The organism is Microbulbifer sp. A4B17 (assembly GCF_003076275.1).
In the GTDB taxonomy this organism is placed as follows: domain Bacteria; phylum Pseudomonadota; class Gammaproteobacteria; order Pseudomonadales; family Cellvibrionaceae; genus Microbulbifer.
In genome coordinates, this window is sequence record NZ_CP029064.1 from 3,839,602 (window position 1) to 3,858,603 (window position 19,002).

Sequence of the window (19,002 nt, forward strand, 5' to 3'; positions counted from 1 at the left end):
CAATTACGCGTAAAGGAAGGATAGTTCTTATCTGCCTGTGCGGCGGATATAGGTGGCCGGATCAACCGTGCGGTTATTCTTGTAAATCTCGAAATGGACATGGGGCCCGGTAGAGCGGCCACTGGAGCCCATCAGGGCAATGACCTGGCCCCTCTTGACTACATCACCCAACCCCACTTTCAGCTCACTGTTATGCCCGTAACGAGTGGAGTAGCCATTACCGTGATTGATCTCCACCAGCTGGCCATAGCCGTGACGCTCATCGGCCCAGGTAACAACGCCTGCAGCTACTGAAACAACGTCAGAGCCCATCTTGCCAGCAAAATCCACACCCTTATGCCAGGTTCTGCGGCCGGTGAAAGGGTCGGTACGATAACCATAGCGGGAGGACATCCACCCCTTGCTGATAGGGCGGCCTGCCAGGAATTGCTCATCCTCGAGCTTGAGGTTAGCCATCAGGGATTCGAGCGTATTCAACTGCATCTGGCGATCTTCAATCTGGTGAGAGAGATCTCCAATAACATCTAGGAATTCGGGTGGCTGATATGGCAGTTCGGATGCGCCTGCAATTCCGGTATCTTCCGGTCCACCGATAGCCGGTGCACTGCCAAACTCAAATTCCCCTTCATCGAGATTGGCTACAGAGGTCAAACGCTCACCCAGCGCATCCAGGCGAGTTAAACGTGCCTGCAACTCAGCGAGTTTAAGCGTGAGGGCTGCGAGCTGCTCCCGCGCCTCCCTATCGGCTTCAGCAATTTCGTCCTGCTGCTTGCGCAGGGCGCGGCTCCAAGCCTTGGCAGTTCGGGAATCAAACAGATCGGTTTTGGTAACCGGCAGGTTGGCCCCCAGCAAAAATGCCCCCACAGGCAGGCTCAGCAGACACAAGCCCAACAGAGCTTTACTCAAGCTGCCGAAATTAAAGCTGCGAGTCGCACCGCGCTCATTGACCAGGATTACTTTCATAGGGGCTGTGAGGAGTTCGACATTTTTAATTTTCGTTAGTCCCCACTATAAGGTGAGGTGCCAAACCAAAAAGAATACCAAAAATCTACAGGCTTTCTCTGTGAAACAATCATACAAAAAAGCCGGCACTATAATGCCGGCTTCCTGCAAAAGTATCAAACTGCCAAAATAGGCTTGATATAAGAGATCGGAGCCTCTTCCTGCTCACCTTCAAAGGTGACCATTTCCCAGGCATCCTTCTGTGTCATCAGGTTGCGGAGGGATTTGTTGTTGAGTGCATGGCCTGCTTTATAGGCCTTAAACTCACCAATGAGGCTGGTGCCAAGGAGGTAAAGGTCGCCAATAGCATCCAAAATTTTATGCTTCACAAATTCGTCTTCATAACGCAATCCACCCTCATTCAAAATGCGGTACTGGTCAATCACGATTGCATTATCAAGGGAGCCACCTTGAACCAGGCCTTTGGAGCGCAAGTATTCAATCTCGTGCATAAAACCAAAGGTACGGGCGCGACTCACTTCCTTCACAAAAGAAGTGCTGGAAAAGTCCACAGATGAACTGAGGTTACGCCCCTGAAATACCGGGTGGTCAAAATCGATTGTGAAAGAAACTTTAAAGCCATTAAAAGGCAGGAAGCTGGCTACTTTATCGCCATCCTCTACGGTTACTGGCTTTTTAATACGCAGGAATTTTTTCGGAGCCGCTTGCTCCTGGATACCTGCGGACTGAATAAGGAAAACAAATGGGCCGGCACTGCCATCCATAATGGGCACTTCTTGGGCTGACAACTCGACAATCGCGTTATCAATACCAAGGCCCGCCATTGCCGAGAGCAAGTGCTCTACTGTAGCAATGCGAACATCACCCTTTTCCAGGGTGGTCGAAAGAAGAGTGTCGCCGACATTTTCCGCACGAGCCTCGATTTCAACAACCGGATCTAAATCGGTTCTACGGAACACGATTCCGGTGTCTACGGGCGCTGGTTTAAGGGTAAGTACAACTTTCTTGCCAGTGTGCAGACCTACGCCAGTGGCGCGAATAGCATTCTTAAGCGTGCGCTGTTTGATCATGAAACTATCTTTTCCCCGTCGGTGGACCACGCCCCTGAGGCGCAGCAAGCCATCGATACTAGCACAATTGCGACGCCAATACCAATTCTGGGCGAGTGGTCACTACAACTGTGCACCACCTACCTATAGAGGATAGATCAAGCAAAGATTGCAGCGCCAACGCATGTCGCTATGACAGCATTTTAAGATCGTAAGCTTCACAAGCGCTGTTAATAATTGTTAATTATTTTAGATAGTTATTGCGACCCGCCAGTTCTGATTAAAATTCACACAAACGAAGCAAGGGCCCACCCATTCGACAAGGTGGACCCGAATAAAAGCCGCACCGCAGCGGCAATACCCAGCCGGAGCCGGGCAGACATGAGCGGTGTTCTTGCCTCTGCGGTACCCTTTCCCTAGTCTGCCTGACGGCGCAGGAAGGCGGGAATATCCAGGTACTCCATATCCGCATCAGCGGGGTTCAGAGTAGAAGCTGGGCGCTTGGGACGCTCCGCTTCAGCACGGGGACGCGGATCAATAGCCTCGCGGCTTGCCAATCCTGCAGAGCTGTGGCCAGCGTGAGCGCTGTGGCTATCGCGAGCTTCACGGGTTTCCCGAACTGGCTCGCGGGGTTCCGGGCGGCGGGTGTTATCCACCACCTTGGCCGGGCGCGCTGCCGGGGTACCCTCTCCGAGGCCCGCCGCCACCACGGTAACTCGCATCTCATCACCTAGCTTGTCATCCACAGCGGTACCGATCACTACCGTCGCTTCGTCGGAGGCAATTTCCTGGACAATCTCACCCACCTCTGAGTATTCACCCAAGGTCAGTTCCTGACAGCCCGCCTCTTCGCTACCGGTGATGATATTCACCAGGATACCGCGAGCACCTGCCAGGTTGACGTTATCCAGCAGCGGGCTGCGTACTGCTTTCTCTGCAGCTTCACGCGCACGGTTTTCACCAACGGCTGAACCGGAGCCCATCATTGCCATACCCATCTCAGACATTACGGTGCGTACATCGGCAAAGTCTACGTTCATGATGCCCGGGCGAATCATCAGGTCGGCAATACCCTGAACAGCACCGAGCAAAACGTTATCCGCTTCTTTGTATGCGGACTTCATTGTGATCTTGCTGCCGAGTACTTCCAACAAGCGATCGTTGGGAATAGTAATCAGGGAGTCAACTTTATCGCGCAGCTCAAGGATTCCCTCTTCAGCCACTACAGTGCGTTTGCGCCCTTCGATCTTAAATGGACGAGTGACCACTGCAACGGTGAGGATGCCGAGCTCTTTTGCAATCTCAGCAACAATTGGCGCACCGCCGGTGCCGGTACCACCGCCCATACCGGCAGTGATAAACACCATATCCGCACCGTTTAATACCTCAGCAATACGATCGCGATCTTCAAGCGCGGACTGGCGACCAATGTCCGGGTTTGCACCCGCACCCAGACCGCGTGTAATTGTGTTACCCAGTTGCAGGATAGTGCGAGCCTCAATATCTTTGAGAGCCTGTGCATCGGTATTTGCACAGATAAAATCTACACCCTCAACATCATTGGCGATCATATGCTTAACAGCATTACCACCGCCACCGCCGACACCAATCACCTTGATGACAGGCTTATCCTGTACGCTATCAACTAGTTCGAACATTGCTGTTCCCCTTTCTTGCTCATGTCGAATTTTACAGCCATGCCTAAAAAAAATCCCTCATGGGATGGCTAAATCTGGTTGCACTCTATTACAAATTTCCGCGAAACCAGTGCTTTACCTTGTCCCACCACTGATTATCGTTGCGCACAGGTTGTATTTTGCCCTCTCGAGCCTCTTCCTGCTGCATCGCATACATCAATAATCCAACTCCAGTGGAATAAATTGGGTTGCTGACGATATCCGTCAAACCTGCAATACCCTGAGGCACTGCTAGGCGAACCGGCATATGAAAAATTTCCTCAGCCAGTTCAACTGCGCCCTCCATTTTTGAAGAGCCGCCGGTAAGTACTACACCCGCCGCACACAAGTCTTCGAAGCCGCTGCGACGTAACTCCGCCTGTACTAATGTAAACAATTCGTCGTAGCGCGGCTCAACGACCTCGGCCAATGCCTGTCGGGATAAATCCCTGGGCGCGCGATCACCAACGCTTGGCACCTTGATGGTTTCACCTTCGCGAGCGAGCTTTGCCAATGCGCACGCATATTTGATTTTCAGATCTTCTGCGTGCGGTGTCGGTGTCCGCAAGGCCATGGCAATATCATTGGTAACCTGGTCTCCAGCAATCGGTATCACACCGGTATGCCGAATAGAGCCGCCAGTAAATACTGCGATATCGGTAGTTCCCCCACCAATATCTACCATGCACACTCCCAATTCTTTTTCATCTTCAGTGAGGACAGCGTAACTTGAGGCCAATTGCTCAAGAATGACATCCTCCACTTCCAGGCCACAACGGCGAATACATTTTTCAATATTCTGCGCAGCATTCACTGCGCCGCTAACCAGGTGGACTTTTGCTTCGAGACGTACACCGGACATTCCCAAAGGCTCTTTTACCCCTTCCTGATTATCAATCAGGTATTCCTGGGGAAGCGTATGCAAAATTTTCTGGTCCGCCGGAATAGCGACAGCTCTAGCCGCATCAATAACACGATCGAGATCCTGTTGAGTAACTTCTCGATCCTTGATGGCAACTATACCGTGAGAGTTCAAGCTGCGAATGTGACTTCCCGCAATCCCTGCGTACACAGAGTGAATTTCGCAACCCGCCATCAACTCAGCTTCTTCCACAGCGCGCTGAATAGACTGTACAGTTGATTCAATATTAACCACTACGCCCTTTTTCATTCCCGTGGAACGATGAGAGCCGATACCGACAATATTGAGTTCCCCATCACCGGAAACCTCACCGACAATAGCGACTACTTTAGAGGTGCCTATATCCAGTCCAACAATCATGCGCTGATCGGTTACCTGTGTCATTTTCGTACCAACCTCGCTGAGCTGCATTCCGGTTCAGGTTCTACTATCGGACCAGAATACAGCGTTCGCTTTTAAACTTTTATCTGTAAAGCAGCCAACTGGGCTGCCTCCATATTTACTTTTCTTCGTCTTTCCACTGAATCGCTACTGCATTGCTGTAACGTGTATCAACACTGACTACTTTTTGTAAGTGTGGAGCCAGTACACCGCGACTTAAATACAGAAAGCGGTGTACCCGTTCCAATAAAGCATCATGGCCAAGTTTTAATTCAATTCCCGACACCAACTCCAGATGCCAACCCCTCAGGTCATCAAAGGACAACCGTTTTACTTCCATGTCCCGCGTCGTGAGTAACCCCGCGAGAGCTCGGTACTGCAACATAATGCGCTCTACCAGCTCTTCATCCCCTGCAAGCTCTGGCAGGGCCTGAACCCCCATGTAAGCCGGTCGCGGTAACAAATCCCCACTCGCCACCAACAATTTCTCTTCGCCCCAGGTGGCTAAGGGCTGCGCCTCAGTGATATCAACCTCAACCCCCTTCGGCCAACGCCGGCTCACTGAAGCGGAAACAATCCAGGGATTAGCGAGTAATGTCTGCCGCATTGCCTGAATGTCCGCTGAAAAAAAGCCCGCTTTCAGGTGAGGAAGGAGCGCCTCCCTTATTTCCTCTTCTGTTACCGCATTAAAAGCGCCGCGTACTTGCACCTGCTCCAGGGCATCAACATTACTGAGTTCAACCGATGGAGCCCATTGCCATAACCAGGCTACACCAAAGAGTAATGCTGAAAAGTTCACGAATATTGCCAGTAAAAAAAAACACCGCTTCCAATTCAAGCGTAGTTTATCGGGATCACCGGCCCCGAGAGGGCTTGCACCGCGAGCAGCCTTTTTTTTTCTCGAGGTTGTTTTCGTTCCAGCGCCTTTCACTACTAGCTCAGTCTCCACCGCCCCGCTCACCAAGGCGCCACTCTGCGAGTTTTTGCGAGAGCGCTCCAACATTACCTGCGCCCTGAGTCAGTACAATATCACCCGGCTCCAACAAATCTGCCAATACTGGAGGAACCTGATCAATGGTCTCCATAAAAATCGGATCTACCTGACCCCGGTTGCGTAAACTTCGCGCAAGTGTTCTTCCATCAGCACCAGCGATCGGCGATTCACCGGCACTGTACACATCCAACAAAATCAGCTTATCCACCTCGGAAAGTACCTGTACAAAGTCTTCAAACAGGTCCCGTGTCCGGGTATAGCGGTGGGGTTGGTAAATCATTACCAAACGACGATCCGGCCAACCATCTCGAACAGTCCTTACCGTAGCAGCCACTTCACGTGGGTGATGACCGTAATCATCCACCAACATCACTTTTTCAGCCTCAGTATCATCGCTAACCGCATAATCACCGTAGATCTGGAATCGACGACCAACACCCTGGAAACCTTTCAGCCCCTGGCGAATCGCCTCATCGCTGACGCCTTCATCACTAGCTACAGCAATTGCTGCTGTCGCATTGAGCACATTGTGAATACCCGGCGTATTTACAGAAACCTGTAATAGATCACCCTTGGGTCTCTGTACGGTGACGTGGCTACAAAGAGGCTCCTGCTTTACTTCAACGATGCGGTAATCATTACCCTCATCAAATCCATAGGTCAAAACCGGGCGAGAGAACTTGGGAATGACCTCCTGAACATTGGCATCATCCCCACAGACCACCGCCAAACCATAAAACGGCAGGTTGTGTACGAAATCAATAAAGATCTGCTTCACCTTTTCAAAATCGCCACCATAAGTTTCCATATGGTCCGCATCGATGTTGGTAATCACCGTAACCATAGGCTGAAGATGAATAAAAGACGCATCGCTCTCGTCAGCTTCCGCCACCAGATAACGACTTTCACCTAGGGCTGCATTAGCACCCGCAGCGTTGACCAAGCCACCGATAACGAAGGTCGGGTCTTTTTTGTCCGCCGCAAAAATTGAGGCGATCAGACTTGTAGTGGTTGTCTTTCCATGAGTTCCTGCCACGGCGATACCGTAGCGATAGCGCATCAGTTCGCCGAGCATTTCGGCACGGCGTACAATAGGGATTCTTTTCTCCCTCGCCTCGACCAGCTCCGGGTTATCACCGTGTACCGCAGAGGAATTAACCACAACATCAACGCCACGAACGTTTTCCGCGCTGTGTCCAATTTGAACTTTAACACCCAGTTTACGCAATCTGTCGGTTACCGCAGATTCACGCAAGTCAGAACCGGAAACTTCGTAGCCCTGATTTTGTAACACCTCTGCAATACCGCTCATACCGGCACCGCCGATCCCAATAAAGTGGATTCGGCGGATACGGCGCATGGCCGGTACCGCATAACTTTTATCTTCGCTTGTCCGCACTGAAGACATTACTCTAACCTTCGTCCACTTATTCTCTGTTACCTGGCCGGGGCCAGCTCTTCTCCGCAAGCATTAACCACTTGCTCCGTCGCATCGGTTTTTGCCACTTGCCGTGCAGCACTCGCCATTTGTAATAGCTTCTGGCGATCTTCTAATAAACTCTTCAATAAACCAGATAACTTCTGTTCATCCAATTCACGCTGCTGAATAACAATCGCTCCGCCGGCATTTTGCAACCACTCGCCATTACGCGTTTGATGATCATCAATTGCAAAAGGAAAAGGCACCATAATTGCGCCGACACCTGCAGCTGCAATTTCGGAAACTGTCAAAGCTCCGGACCGACAAATAATCAAGTCTGCGGAGCTATAGGCCTCAGCCATATCCGCTATAAAGGGGACTACCTCAGCCTCTACGCCCGCCTCTTTATAGGCTTCTCTGGCGACCTCCAGATGGCGCTCTCCTGCCTGGTGGAGCACTGTCGGGCGCAAAGAGGGATCCAACAAAGCAATCGCCTTCGGAACCAAATCATTTATCGCCACAGCACCGAGACTGCCCCCTAAAACCAAAAGTCGTAGAGACACCTGGCTGCCAATTCGCGCCTCTGGTTCTGGCAGCTCTGCAATTTCCTTACGCACCGGGTTGCCCACCTGTCTGGCACCAGGTAAACCACTGGGAAATGCTTCGAGCACCTGGCTGGAAATCCGCGCCAACAAGCGGTTAGTCGTTCCAGCAACGGCATTCTGTTCGTGAATAATCAGTGGTATCCCGCCGAGACGGGCCGCAACACCGCCAGGCCCAGTCGCAAAACCGCCAAAGCCGAGCACCGCATCAGGTCGTACTTTCTTAACCACCGCTCTAGCCTGGGCAATTGCTCGCAAAATTTGCAGCGGGGCCTTGAGCAAGGCCAGCTTTCCCTTTCCTCGTATGCCCTCTACCTTGATACAGTTCAGAGGAATATTTGCCTTTGGAACCAAGCGGGATTCAATCCCACGCTCGGTGCCTAACCACTCGACATCGCCTCCCTGTTCTTGCAGTGCCTTAGCCACAGCCAGTGCTGGAAATACATGGCCTCCAGTGCCACCCGCCATCAACAAAAACTTTTTCCCGGAAAAACGTTTATTTACTTCAGACATCAAACGGTTTCTCCGCTACTGCCCTTCATACTGGACTTGGGTTGATGGAATATTGGCAGCTGACGCAAAAGTTCAAGCCCCTCTCTTCCGTTTTCAGCAGGCTGCTTTAATTCAGCCCGGATCCGCATCGCCAAACCGAGTAATGCACAGCACACAATCAGGCTGCTGCCACCAGAACTGACAAATGGCAGGGTCAAGCCTTTGGTTGGCAGCAGGCCAGAAGCAACGCCCATATTGACGAAAGCTTGCCCCGCCAATAGCACAGCCATACCAAAGGCTAACAGTGCAGCAAAGAACTTCTCCTGCACAAGAGATTCCCTTACCAGCCGGAGCAATGAGTAAGTGAGCACAACAAAAAGTCCCACAAGCACTACACCGCCCAACATTCCCCACTCTTCAGCCAGAATGGCGAAAATAAAATCCGTATGGGCCTCGGGCAGATAAAATAGTTTCTGCACGCTATTGCCCAACCCCACACCAAACCACTCTCCTCGCCCAAACGCGATCAGTGACTGGGTAAGTTGATAACCACTGGCAAACTGGTCCCCCCAAGGGTCTAGAAAAGTCAGCAATCGCTGCAAGCGATAAGGGCTCATCAACGCCATTAACGCTAAGCCACTGGCAGCGGCAGCCACCAATAAAAAAGTATGGGGAAGGCGCGCTCCCGCCAAAAAAACCATTGCCAGCACAGTGCCAGAAATTACAACTACAGAGCCGAAATCCGGCTGCAAAAGTAATAACAGAGCAACGCTACCCAGAATCACCACCGGGACCATAAAACTGCTCCAATGGCGCAACTGCTTATTTCGGCGCGTTAAAAAACTGGCAAAGAAAACCAGCAAACAAAACTTGGCCACTTCTGCAGGCTGCACAGTGATACCTGCAAATACCAGCCAGCGCCGGCTACCGTTTACCTCCCGGCCAATCCCAGGCACAAGCACAGCTACCATCAACAGACAGGCAAACAACAATAGCGGCCATGATAATCGTGACCAAATTGCCAGGGGAATCTGACTGACGACGAGTCCAGCCACACCACCAACCATCAAGAAAGCCAAGTGACGTCTGAGGAAATACCAGGGATCACCGTAAATATCCGTTGCAAAGGCAATGGAAGCTGAGGCAACCATTACCACCCCGATACTGGCCAGGGCCAGAACAGTGAACAGCAGCAGTCCATCCTGACATTCGCTATCCTGATTCTTCACTGCCAGAGTGCTCACAGGACACCTCCAGCTGTATCGCGTAGCGCAAGAACTGTCTGGCGAAAATCATCACCACGGGCTTCAAAATTACGGTACATATCAAAGCTGGCGCACGCTGGTGACAACAAAACATAGTCGCCACTATTCGCCAATTTCCTGGCCTCTGCGACCGCTTGCACCATCGAAGTAGCTCTGCGAATTTCACACTGGCCATCAAAAACGCTGGCTATCTTGTCTCCATCTACTCCAATACAAACCAATCCCCGCAGCGCCCCAGCACTTTTTCGCAAGGGAGCAAAGTCAGCGCCTTTGCCATCCCCCCCGGCGATAAGCACTATTTTTTGAGTTGCCGTAGATAAGCCATCCAATGCAGCTTGAGTTGCACCTACATTGGTGCCCTTTGAATCGTTGACATAAACAACGCTTTCAAAATCTGTCACCCGCTCACAACGGTGCTTTAAGCCGCGAAAACGGCGTAAAACTCGCAGCATCGCTTCGGTCGGCAACCCCAGTGCATAGCCCATCGCCAGGGCAGCCAAACCGTTGGCAATATTATGTTTGCCTACCATGGCCAAATCGCTTACCGGCAATAAAAGTTCAGTGCCTCGAGCTAACCAGCTCTGCCCTTCATGTGAGCGCAGGCCAAACTGATTGAGATCAGGTTGATCAAGCCCAAAGCTCCACTCCCGCCGCTCACGGGAGAGAGGCCCCTGGGTTAAGGGGTCCGCACGATTTATCACGAATTGATCCGCACCACGATAAATGCGCTGCTTGGCCCGGTGGTACTCCACCATGCTGGGGTAGCGGTCCATATGGTCCGCGCTCATATTCAAAATGGTGGCAACGCTGGGAGCCAAAGAATAGGTAGTTTCCAGCTGGAAACTGGAAAGCTCCAGAACAAACACTTCTGGTAGCGGTTCCTCCAGCAAGTCCAGAACCGGCACACCGATATTTCCACCGACACCAACTGTCAGCCCAGCTTCTTCTACCATTTCCCCCAACAGTGTGGTTACTGTGCTTTTACCGTTGGAGCCCGTGATCGCGGCGATCTTTGCTATCGACTGCCTTCGTGTCAGGGCCTGGGCAAATAACTCGATATCCCCAACCACAGGGATGCCATCGGCAATCGCCTGTTGCAATACGGGTTCTGCAAGCGCAACCCCCGGACTGGCAATAATCAGACTTGCGGCTAGTAAAGTGTCTGAACGTAATGGACCCGTTTCCACGGCCACTTCTGGGAACTCCTGACGGAAAGCTTCAAGTCCGGGCGGGTTGTCGCGACTGTCTGCAACAACCGGAGTATGACCGTGACGCAGCAGGTAGCGCACCACCGATTTCCCGGTAGCGCCAAGACCTATTACCACTTTCTGCTGTGAAGAAGTCGCGATCAGGCTCATTTATCTACTTATCGAATTTTCAGTGTTGCCAAACCAGCCAAGACCAGAATGACGGTAATAATCCAAAAGCGCACAATGACTCGAGGCTCCGGCCACCCTTTTAACTCAAAGTGGTGGTGCAGAGGCGCCATGCGAAAAATTCTCTTCCCCGTTAATTTAAAGGATGCCACCTGCAAAATTACGGAAACCGTTTCCATCACAAACACACCGCCCATAATGAAGAGGACAATTTCATGACGGGTAATTACCGCAATAATGCCCAATGCTGCTCCCAGAGCCAGGGCGCCTACATCTCCCATAAATACCTGGGCCGGATAGGTGTTAAACCATAAAAATCCGAGCCCGGCACCACCGAGGGCAGCACAGAACACTGCTAACTCACCAGCACCAGGGATAGGCGGGATATGCAGATAGTTGGCAAATTCCATATGGCCAGATAGGTAAGCGATAACCCCGAGTGCACCGCCCACCATCACTGTAGGCATAATCGCCAAGCCATCGAGACCATCGGTCAGGTTGACCGCATTACTGGAGCCTACAACAACAAAATAGGTCAGCAATATAAAAGTTACCGGCCCCAGATTGATCGCAACATCCTTGAAAAAAGGTACAAAGAACTGGGTTTCCGCCGGGCTTGAAGCACTCATATACAGATAAATAGCAGCGCCCAATCCGGCAACTGACTGCCAAAAATACTTCCAACGGGCAATAAGGCCACGGGGATTTTTGTAAACGACTTTTTTATAGTCATCTACAAAACCCACCGCGCCGAAAACAAAAGTAACTAATAAAGTTACCCACACGTAGCGGTTGCTGAGATCGGACCAGAGCAGAGCCGACGCAAAAATCGAGGCGAGGATCAGCGTACCCCCCATAGTTGGGGTGCCAGATTTACTCAAATGGCTTTGCGGGCCATCATCCCGCACTGCCTGCCCCACCTGTAAATGATTCAGCCAGTGAATCATACGCGGGCCCACGAGTAGTGATATACCCAGCGCCGTCAACGCAGCAAGAATTGCGCGTACAGTCAGATAGTTAAATACCGAAAAACCACTGACGTGTTGTTGTAATAGCTCTGCAAGCCAAAGCAGCATTACTTCTCCCCTCTGCTGTTGCCAAGCAGTGCCTGCGCTACCAATTCCATACGGGCGCTGCGTGATCCCTTAACCAATACTGTGGTTTTTTCATCCAATTGTTGAGTGAGAGCTACAACCAAGGGTTCTCTCTCGCGATAATTCCGCAGTGACTCATGCCTCCCCGCAGAAAAGGCCATACTGGCGGCAGTACCCAGTGGCCCCAATGTAAACAGTGCATCCAAGCCGCGCTCCCGCGCTAAAGCTCCCACACTCCGGTGCATTTCTTCGGCATCGGGACCCAGCTCGGCCATATCCCCAAGCACCAGGATCTTTTTGCCTGAACGCTGTGATAGCAATTCAATGGCCGCACCTACAGAGCCAGGGTTAGCGTTGTAACTGTCATCAATAACGGTTGCACCGGCTATACCTGCCTGCTCCTGCAAGCGCCCAGCAACCCCGGTCACCGTGTTAAGTCCGCTGATAATTTCAACCGCAGGTATTCCCGCAGCAAAAGCACATCCAGCAGCAACCAGAGCGTTGTGAACGTTGTGCTCACCAAGCAATTTCAGGCTAACAGGGTGGGCAACGCCTTCAATTACCAAGTCAAATGAAGGGCAACCATTAGGATTCAATACAATATTATCCGCATGGATAGCACACTCATTAGATAAGCCAATACCCAGAGTCTTTACCCCTTCGGGCATATTCTCCAACCAGTAATTCGCATAGCCATCATCGGTATTGATCACCGCCGTCGCCGATACATCCAAACTGGTATAAATTTGGCCCTTGGCTTTTGCGATAGCATCAACAGAACCAAAGCCCTCGACATGCGCTGGCATTACGTTATTTACCGCCGTCACCTGCGGCTTGCCGATACTACACAGGTAGCCAATATCGTCAGGGCCGTTAGCTCCCATTTCGAGAATCAACACATCGTGTTGCACTGTCAGCCCAAACAAAGTCATAGGTAAACCGAACTGGTTGTTCAGGTTTCCCTCGGTTACACAGGGTGTATGACTCTGGGAAAAAATTGCAGACAGCATCTCCTTAACGGTGGTTTTTCCGCAGGACCCTGTGATGGCCACAACCGGACCGTCAAACTGCTCACGGCACAGTAAGCCAATTTGTCCTAATGCGACCGTCGTATCTTCAACGCGCCACTGCGGTAAACTGCAACTGGGCACTTCACGATCGACGACCAACCCCAATACCTGGCCATCCAGCTCACCGACAAAATCGTGCGCATCAAAATTTTCGCCAACCAGAGCAACAAATAAAGATTTGGGGTCCAGCTTGCGGGTATCCGTACAAACCAGTTCAAACTCCACAGAGCCATTGATTAACTCACCACCAAAACGGCTTTGCAGTTGCTGCAACGTAAGGGAATTAATCACCTTGGCTCTCCTTGCCTTCACTTGACTGGCCCGATTCATCCACGCGGGCTTTGAGAGCTGCAGCAGCTTGCTCACGATCGCAGAAGTGAATTTTTTCACTGCCGATAATTTGGTAATTCTCGTGCCCTTTACCGGCGATCAATACAATATCCCCCGGTTGTGCTGCAGATACCGCCTGAGATATCGCTGTCGCGCGATCAATTTCAACTTCGATATTACTGGCAGCCCCTTCGAGAATATCGTCGATAATTTTTTGTGGTTCCTCGCTGCGGGGATTATCGCTAGTCACAATGGCACGGTCCGCCATCTCGGAGGCAATACGCCCCATCGCCGCGCGCTTACCCGTATCCCGGTCACCGCCACAACCAAAAACACACCACAAATTACCGCGACAGTAAGGGCGCGCTGCTGCTAAAGCCGCGCGAAGAGCATCTGGTGTATGGGCATAATCCACCAATACACCCACATCATCGGAACCCTCAACCAGGACACGCTCCATACGCCCCGGCACCGCTTTAATAGTGGGGAAAGCGTCAAGAATATCTTCAAAAGGCATGCCCTCTGCCGCTGCAGCAGCTACGACAGCCAGAGCATTGTGAATATTGAAATCGCCGATTAAGGGTGCGTGCAGTTCACCGCTGCCCCAGGGGGAATTTAGCTTTACAGAAAATCCGCGCTCATGGCGACGCAGGTCAGCAACATATAAATCACCCGCCTGCAGCCCATAAGTAATAACGCGCAGGCCACGCAATTTGCAGCGTTCTGCCAACTGGGCGCCAAACGGATCATCCAGGTTAATGATTCCTCGCTTCAATTTTGGCAGTCCGAAAAGTTTCTCTTTGGCTGCGCCGTAAGCGGCCATATTGCCGTGATAATCCAAATGATCGCGGCTCAAATTGGTAAAAATTGCCGTATCAAAAATCAGCCCATGCACACGTCCCTGAGAAAGGGAATGCGAAGAAACTTCCATTGCGGCAGCGGCAACGCCACTATCGCGATAATTTGCAAAGTCCGCTTGTAAACTCACCGGGTCAGGCGTTGTTAAACCCGTTTCCTGCAATTCGATTTGGTTATCTTTCCAGACACCATTACCGATGGTGCCTATCAATGCTGCACTGCCAAAGTGGCGAGCCAGTAATTGGGAAGTCAAATAGGCGCAAGTGGTTTTACCGTTGGTGCCAGTCACGCCGACCAAGTGCATTTCAGCACTGGGATTACCGTGGAAGCGCGCGGCAATTTCCCCTACCCGCTTTGCCAGACCGGGAACACTGACCACCTGGATATCACCACGGCTTTTACATTCCAGCTTGTCGCCGTCGGCAAGCACTACCGCAGCACCTGCAGTAATTGCCGCATCGATATATTCCCGACCATCGACCACAGAACCGCGCAAGGCCATAAATACATCGCCCGCTTTTATCTTGCGGCTATCCAGGGCAATACCAGTGACAGAAATATCGGGAATACCGGCGTAACCCGGCACTAATTCTTTGATAGAAACAGAATGTTGTTCGCGCTGACTCACGATTTTGAACCCCTCTCGCTTAACTGCGCGGCCAATTGCCCTTCCGCCGATCCAATTTTTTCCGGCGGAACCTGCAACAGGCGCATAGCACCAGTCATCACCGAACCGAATACCGGTGCAGCAACTTCACCACCGTAATATTTGGCATGACTGGGATCATCAATAACAACTACCGCCGCAAGACGCGGATTATCAGCGGGGATAAAGCCCGCAAATACTGAGCGGTAGCGATTATCCGCATAACCACTACTGCCAACTTTGTGCACAGTACCGGTCTTGCCGGCGACACGATAACCTTCTACAGCGGCAAGGCGTCCGGTACCCCGGGAAATCACCGTCTCCAACATCGCTGTAACCTGCCCAGCCAAGGATTGCTCAATAACCTGCTCAGGCTCGCCCGGCACTTTGTCACCGGATAAAACCAGGGAAACAGGACGCTTAACCCCTTCATTCGCTAGCACGCTGTAGGCTTGTGCCAGTTGCACAGCGTTAACTGTTAAACCGTAGCCGAAGGCGAAATTAGCCCGCTCGATTGGATGCCAGCGGCTACGACTGGGCAAGATCCCCTGTGCTTCACCGGGGAAGCCGCTGCCCACTGCCTCGCCCAGACCCAAGCGATAAAAGAGTCCCCGCAGAGAATTTGGTTCCAAATCGAGAGCAATTTTTGTAATTCCCACCTGGCTCGACTTAGTAATAATCTTAGTGAGGTCTATTTTTCCGTAATTAACCGGGTCCACCAGGGTTTTTCCCGGCACGCGAATATATCCAGGGCTGGTGTTTATTTCTGTCTTTGGCGTATAGCGCCCAGTTTCCAAAGCGGCCAGTACCGTTAAAGGCTTTACCGTAGAGCCCGGTTCAAATTGGTCGATCAGGGCTCGGTTGCGCATGGCTGCTGACTTAGCGCCCTTACGGTCATTGGGATTAAATGAAGGCTGGTTGGCCATAGCCAATACATCACCACTGTGAGTATCGAGAATCACCATAAAACCCGAGGCGGCGCCGTTTTCCGAGACTGCTCGTTTTAATTCCCGGTAGGCCAAATACTGCAGGCGCATATCGATAGACAAACGCAGATCCCTGCCCGGTTGCGCTTCCTGGTGGATCGCTAAATCTCTTACAGTACGCCCTTTCAGGTCTTTAATTACCTGGCGGGATCCCGGCTGTCCCGACAGCCAGTCATCGTAGGCCAGCTCCATTCCTTCCTGGCCGCGATCATCAATATTGGTAAAACCGAGAAGCTGGGCTACCACCTCTCCAGCAGGGTAAAAGCGCCGGTATTCTTTTTTACTGAAAACACCTGAAATACCCAGCTCCAGCACTTCCCCAGCCTCCTCTGGAGACAGGTGGCGATGCAGATACATAAATTCTTTATTGCGGTACTTCTCCAGGCGGGCACCCAGTTTGGATGGCTGTAAATCCAGCGCGCGAGCCAAGCGCACTAAATCTTCATCACTTATTTCGCGTAACAGTTTCGGATTAGCCCACAGACTGTGCACCGGTGTACTTACGGCGAGAAGCTCACCATTTCGGTCGACGATCGAGCCCCGATACGCGGCAATTTCTTCAGTGCGCAGGGTACGAGCCCGGCCCTGATCCTGCAGAAAACGATATCCGCGCTCAGCAGCAGGCACCACTTGAAGTCTGGCCAAATGGAAAACCAGGGCCAGGGCGAGCAGGCACAGCAGAACTGCCACCAGCGCAAAACGCCAGCGGGCAATACCCGGCTGAATATCCTTTTTTTTGACTGCGCCCATGTTTTTCCAGTTGGCGTTATCTATTTATTCTGTGCCCAGGCTGAGCGTGTCACTTTCCCGGCCTGAGTCCCGAAACCCAATTAATACAAAACTCTTTATAATTATTTAAAGGCCAAAGCCCCCAAACGCAGAAACCCCACCGGGCAAACAGTGGGGTAATTACGTCTTCACCTGATGGCAGCTAGGGTTTAATCCACTACCACCAGTACCTGTTCCGAAGGCGCAGGCATGTGCATTTTTAATTTTTCTTGTGCGACCTGTTCGACCCGGCTATAGGCAGACCAGGCACTTTTTTCCAAAAGGAGACGCTCCTGCTCGTAGCGCAACTCATCGTGGGCTTTTTGCGCCTTACCCAACTCAGCGGTCAACTCCCGACTTTGCTGGGTACTTTGAATAACCGAAAGCGACGATAGGATTACCGCTACCCACATCACTCCCATTCCAAGCAGAGCCTTGCCGGACATAAACTCAGTTTCCACCCAGTTTTTCTGCCACTCGCATTACTGCACTGCGAGATCGCTGATTTTCATCCAGTTCTGCAGTGTTGGCTTTCACCGCTTTGCCCACTGAACGCAGCGACTTGGCTATCTGGCTATCCATAACCGGAAGGCCACGAGGCAACTGGGGACCGCGCTCTTTTTCCCGAATAAAACGCTTCACCATTCGGTCTTCAAGAGAGTGGAAACTGATAATCACCAGACGTCCACCCGGTGCCAGTAACTGCAGGGATTTATCCAATGCACTCTGCAGATCATCCAACTCGCCATTAATATGGATACGGATAGCCTGAAATACCCGGGTAGCAGGATGTTTACCTTTTTCCCAAGCCGGATTCGCCTCTTTCACAACCTCGGCAAAATCGAGGGTGCGCTCAAATGGCTTTTCCAGCCGGCGCTTTACAATGGCAGCAGCCATTCGACGGGCAAAACGCTCCTCTCCGTACTCCTTAAACACCCGGACCATTTCGGCCTCGGCCTCAGTGTTAACCCACTCCGCTGCACTGATACCCCGACTGGTATCCATACGCATATCCAGCGGGCCATCCTGCATAAAACTGAAACCGCGCTCGGCTTGATCCAGTTGTGGCGAAGACACTCCCAGGTCGAGCAATATTCCACTGACCTTACCGGCAGCTTGCCCGGCAGCCTTATCCATATCGGCAAAAGACCCATGCCAAATGGAAAAACGGGATTCACCGGCAAACCGCTGCTCTGCAAATTCAACAGCCTGGGGATCTTTATCCACCCCTACCAACTGACCATTGGGCCCCAAGTGCTCAAGGATTGAGGCGCTGTGCCCACCCCGGCCAAAGGTGCCATCGATATAAAACCCATCCGGCTCAGTCACCAGAGCGTCTACGGCCTCGCGTAACAACACACTGCGATGCAATTCTTGAGACACCCGGTACTCCCCTTATAAAGAGAGGGATGCCATTTCCTCAGGCATACCCTCTTCGTCTTCACTATCATCGAGCCAGGACATCCAGCGCTCCTCACTCCAGAGCTCCAGCTTTTTCCCCTGGCCCACTAACATCAATTTCTTTTCCAGCCCCGCGTACTCACGCAGAGTTGGCGGAATCAATACCCTGCCGTTGCCATCCACCTGCAGTTCACAGGCATACCCGATCAGCAGGCGCTGAGCGCGCCGAGCCACTTTGTTAAAACTGGGCAAGGCTTCTATCTTCGGGAGAATCTGCTGCCACTGGGGCGACGGGTATACCAGCAGGCAGCGCTCCTCTGTATGGGCCGTCACCACCAAGCAACCCCCACACTCATCTACCAGCCTGTCGCGAACGCGCGCCGGTATTGCCAGACGCCCTTTTGCGTCCATATTGATTGCGTGGCTGCCCAAATACACTTTCAGTGGTACTCACTTTGGAGATCGCGACTCTCGTGACTCACGCCTTTGTGGCGGGCCAGTGGAAAAAGATGTTCGATTTTAACCAGGCGGTGTGAACGCCCACTTACTTATCGCGAATAAACCACAAATTTCCACGATTTTCCACTTTTTCCCACTTTCGACACTATAAAACTGGTCGACACAAAGTCAAGGAATTCGACCCCAAAGTCCCCATAACCCCTTGTAAAATCGCGGCCTACAGAGAAGTGGCGCATATTGGCACATCGAA

At 51.9% G+C, this 19,002-nt stretch carries 16 protein-coding genes; all 16 read right to left on the reverse strand.

The features are described from left to right. Nucleotides 1-27 precede the first annotated feature (27 nt). Nucleotides 28-963 (reverse strand): M23 family metallopeptidase, encoded by a 936-nt coding sequence (locus BTJ40_RS16875; RefSeq protein ID WP_108734187.1) that lies wholly within the window; start codon nucleotides 961-963, stop codon nucleotides 28-30. A 155-nt stretch (nucleotides 964-1,118) separates the two neighbouring features. Beyond that, complete coding sequence (lpxC, locus tag BTJ40_RS16880; protein WP_108734188.1) at nucleotides 1,119-2,033, reverse strand: UDP-3-O-acyl-N-acetylglucosamine deacetylase; 915 nt, start codon at nucleotides 2,031-2,033, stop codon at nucleotides 1,119-1,121. Between the two features lie 395 nt (nucleotides 2,034-2,428). Beyond that, entirely contained in the window at nucleotides 2,429-3,670 is a 1,242-nt protein-coding gene (ftsZ, locus tag BTJ40_RS16885) for a cell division protein FtsZ (protein WP_108734189.1), read from the reverse strand. Between the two features lie 88 nt (nucleotides 3,671-3,758). Further along, complete coding sequence (gene ftsA, locus BTJ40_RS16890; protein WP_108735309.1) at nucleotides 3,759-4,994, reverse strand: cell division protein FtsA; 1,236 nt, start codon at nucleotides 4,992-4,994, stop codon at nucleotides 3,759-3,761. Nucleotides 4,995-5,109: 115 nt separating this feature from the next. Then, the gene (locus BTJ40_RS16895; protein WP_238152038.1) at nucleotides 5,110-5,790 is read right to left on the reverse strand and encodes a cell division protein FtsQ/DivIB; all 681 of its coding nucleotides are present in this window, start codon (nucleotides 5,788-5,790) and stop codon (nucleotides 5,110-5,112) included. 139 nt (nucleotides 5,791-5,929) lie between these two features. Beyond that, nucleotides 5,930-7,393: a UDP-N-acetylmuramate--L-alanine ligase gene (murC, locus tag BTJ40_RS16900; protein WP_108734191.1), complete on the reverse strand. Its 1,464-nt coding sequence runs from the start codon at nucleotides 7,391-7,393 to the stop codon at nucleotides 5,930-5,932. Nucleotides 7,394-7,422: 29 nt separating this feature from the next. Next, a complete protein-coding gene (gene murG / locus BTJ40_RS16905) occupies nucleotides 7,423-8,520 on the reverse strand; it encodes an undecaprenyldiphospho-muramoylpentapeptide beta-N-acetylglucosaminyltransferase (RefSeq protein ID WP_108734192.1) in 1,098 nt (365 codons plus the stop codon). Further along, nucleotides 8,520-9,743 (reverse strand): putative lipid II flippase FtsW, encoded by a 1,224-nt coding sequence (gene ftsW, locus BTJ40_RS16910; RefSeq protein WP_238152039.1) that lies wholly within the window; start codon nucleotides 9,741-9,743, stop codon nucleotides 8,520-8,522. The genes murG and ftsW overlap by 1 nt, the downstream gene beginning before the upstream one ends. Further along, nucleotides 9,740-11,122, reverse strand: a complete 1,383-nt coding sequence (gene murD / locus BTJ40_RS16915; RefSeq protein ID WP_108734193.1) for a UDP-N-acetylmuramoyl-L-alanine--D-glutamate ligase — start codon at nucleotides 11,120-11,122, stop codon at nucleotides 9,740-9,742. Before murD ends, ftsW begins: the two co-directional genes overlap by 4 nt. A gap of 8 nt (nucleotides 11,123-11,130) precedes the next feature. Further along, nucleotides 11,131-12,216 carry a phospho-N-acetylmuramoyl-pentapeptide-transferase gene (gene mraY / locus BTJ40_RS16920; protein ID WP_108734194.1) on the reverse strand — a complete coding sequence of 362 codons (1,086 nt, stop codon included), beginning with the start codon at nucleotides 12,214-12,216 and terminating at the stop codon, nucleotides 11,131-11,133. After that, a complete protein-coding gene (murF, locus tag BTJ40_RS16925; RefSeq protein ID WP_108734195.1) occupies nucleotides 12,216-13,595 on the reverse strand; it encodes a UDP-N-acetylmuramoyl-tripeptide--D-alanyl-D-alanine ligase in 1,380 nt (459 codons plus the stop codon). Before murF ends, mraY begins: the two co-directional genes overlap by 1 nt. After that, the gene (locus BTJ40_RS16930; protein WP_108734196.1) at nucleotides 13,588-15,120 is read right to left on the reverse strand and encodes a UDP-N-acetylmuramoyl-L-alanyl-D-glutamate--2,6-diaminopimelate ligase; all 1,533 of its coding nucleotides are present in this window, start codon (nucleotides 15,118-15,120) and stop codon (nucleotides 13,588-13,590) included. Before BTJ40_RS16930 ends, murF begins: the two co-directional genes overlap by 8 nt. Further along, complete coding sequence (locus BTJ40_RS16935; RefSeq protein ID WP_108734197.1) at nucleotides 15,117-16,874, reverse strand: penicillin-binding protein 2; 1,758 nt, start codon at nucleotides 16,872-16,874, stop codon at nucleotides 15,117-15,119. Before BTJ40_RS16935 ends, BTJ40_RS16930 begins: the two co-directional genes overlap by 4 nt. A 188-nt stretch (nucleotides 16,875-17,062) precedes the next feature. Further along, nucleotides 17,063-17,353: a cell division protein FtsL gene (gene ftsL, locus BTJ40_RS16940; RefSeq protein ID WP_238152040.1), complete on the reverse strand. Its 291-nt coding sequence runs from the start codon at nucleotides 17,351-17,353 to the stop codon at nucleotides 17,063-17,065. Further along, nucleotides 17,343-18,275 carry a 16S rRNA (cytosine(1402)-N(4))-methyltransferase RsmH gene (rsmH, locus tag BTJ40_RS16945; RefSeq protein WP_108734198.1) on the reverse strand — a complete coding sequence of 311 codons (933 nt, stop codon included), beginning with the start codon at nucleotides 18,273-18,275 and terminating at the stop codon, nucleotides 17,343-17,345. Before rsmH ends, ftsL begins: the two co-directional genes overlap by 11 nt. A 12-nt stretch (nucleotides 18,276-18,287) precedes the next feature. Then, nucleotides 18,288-18,731: a division/cell wall cluster transcriptional repressor MraZ gene (gene mraZ, locus BTJ40_RS16950; RefSeq protein WP_108734199.1), complete on the reverse strand. Its 444-nt coding sequence runs from the start codon at nucleotides 18,729-18,731 to the stop codon at nucleotides 18,288-18,290. Between the last annotated feature and the right edge of the window lie 271 nt (nucleotides 18,732-19,002).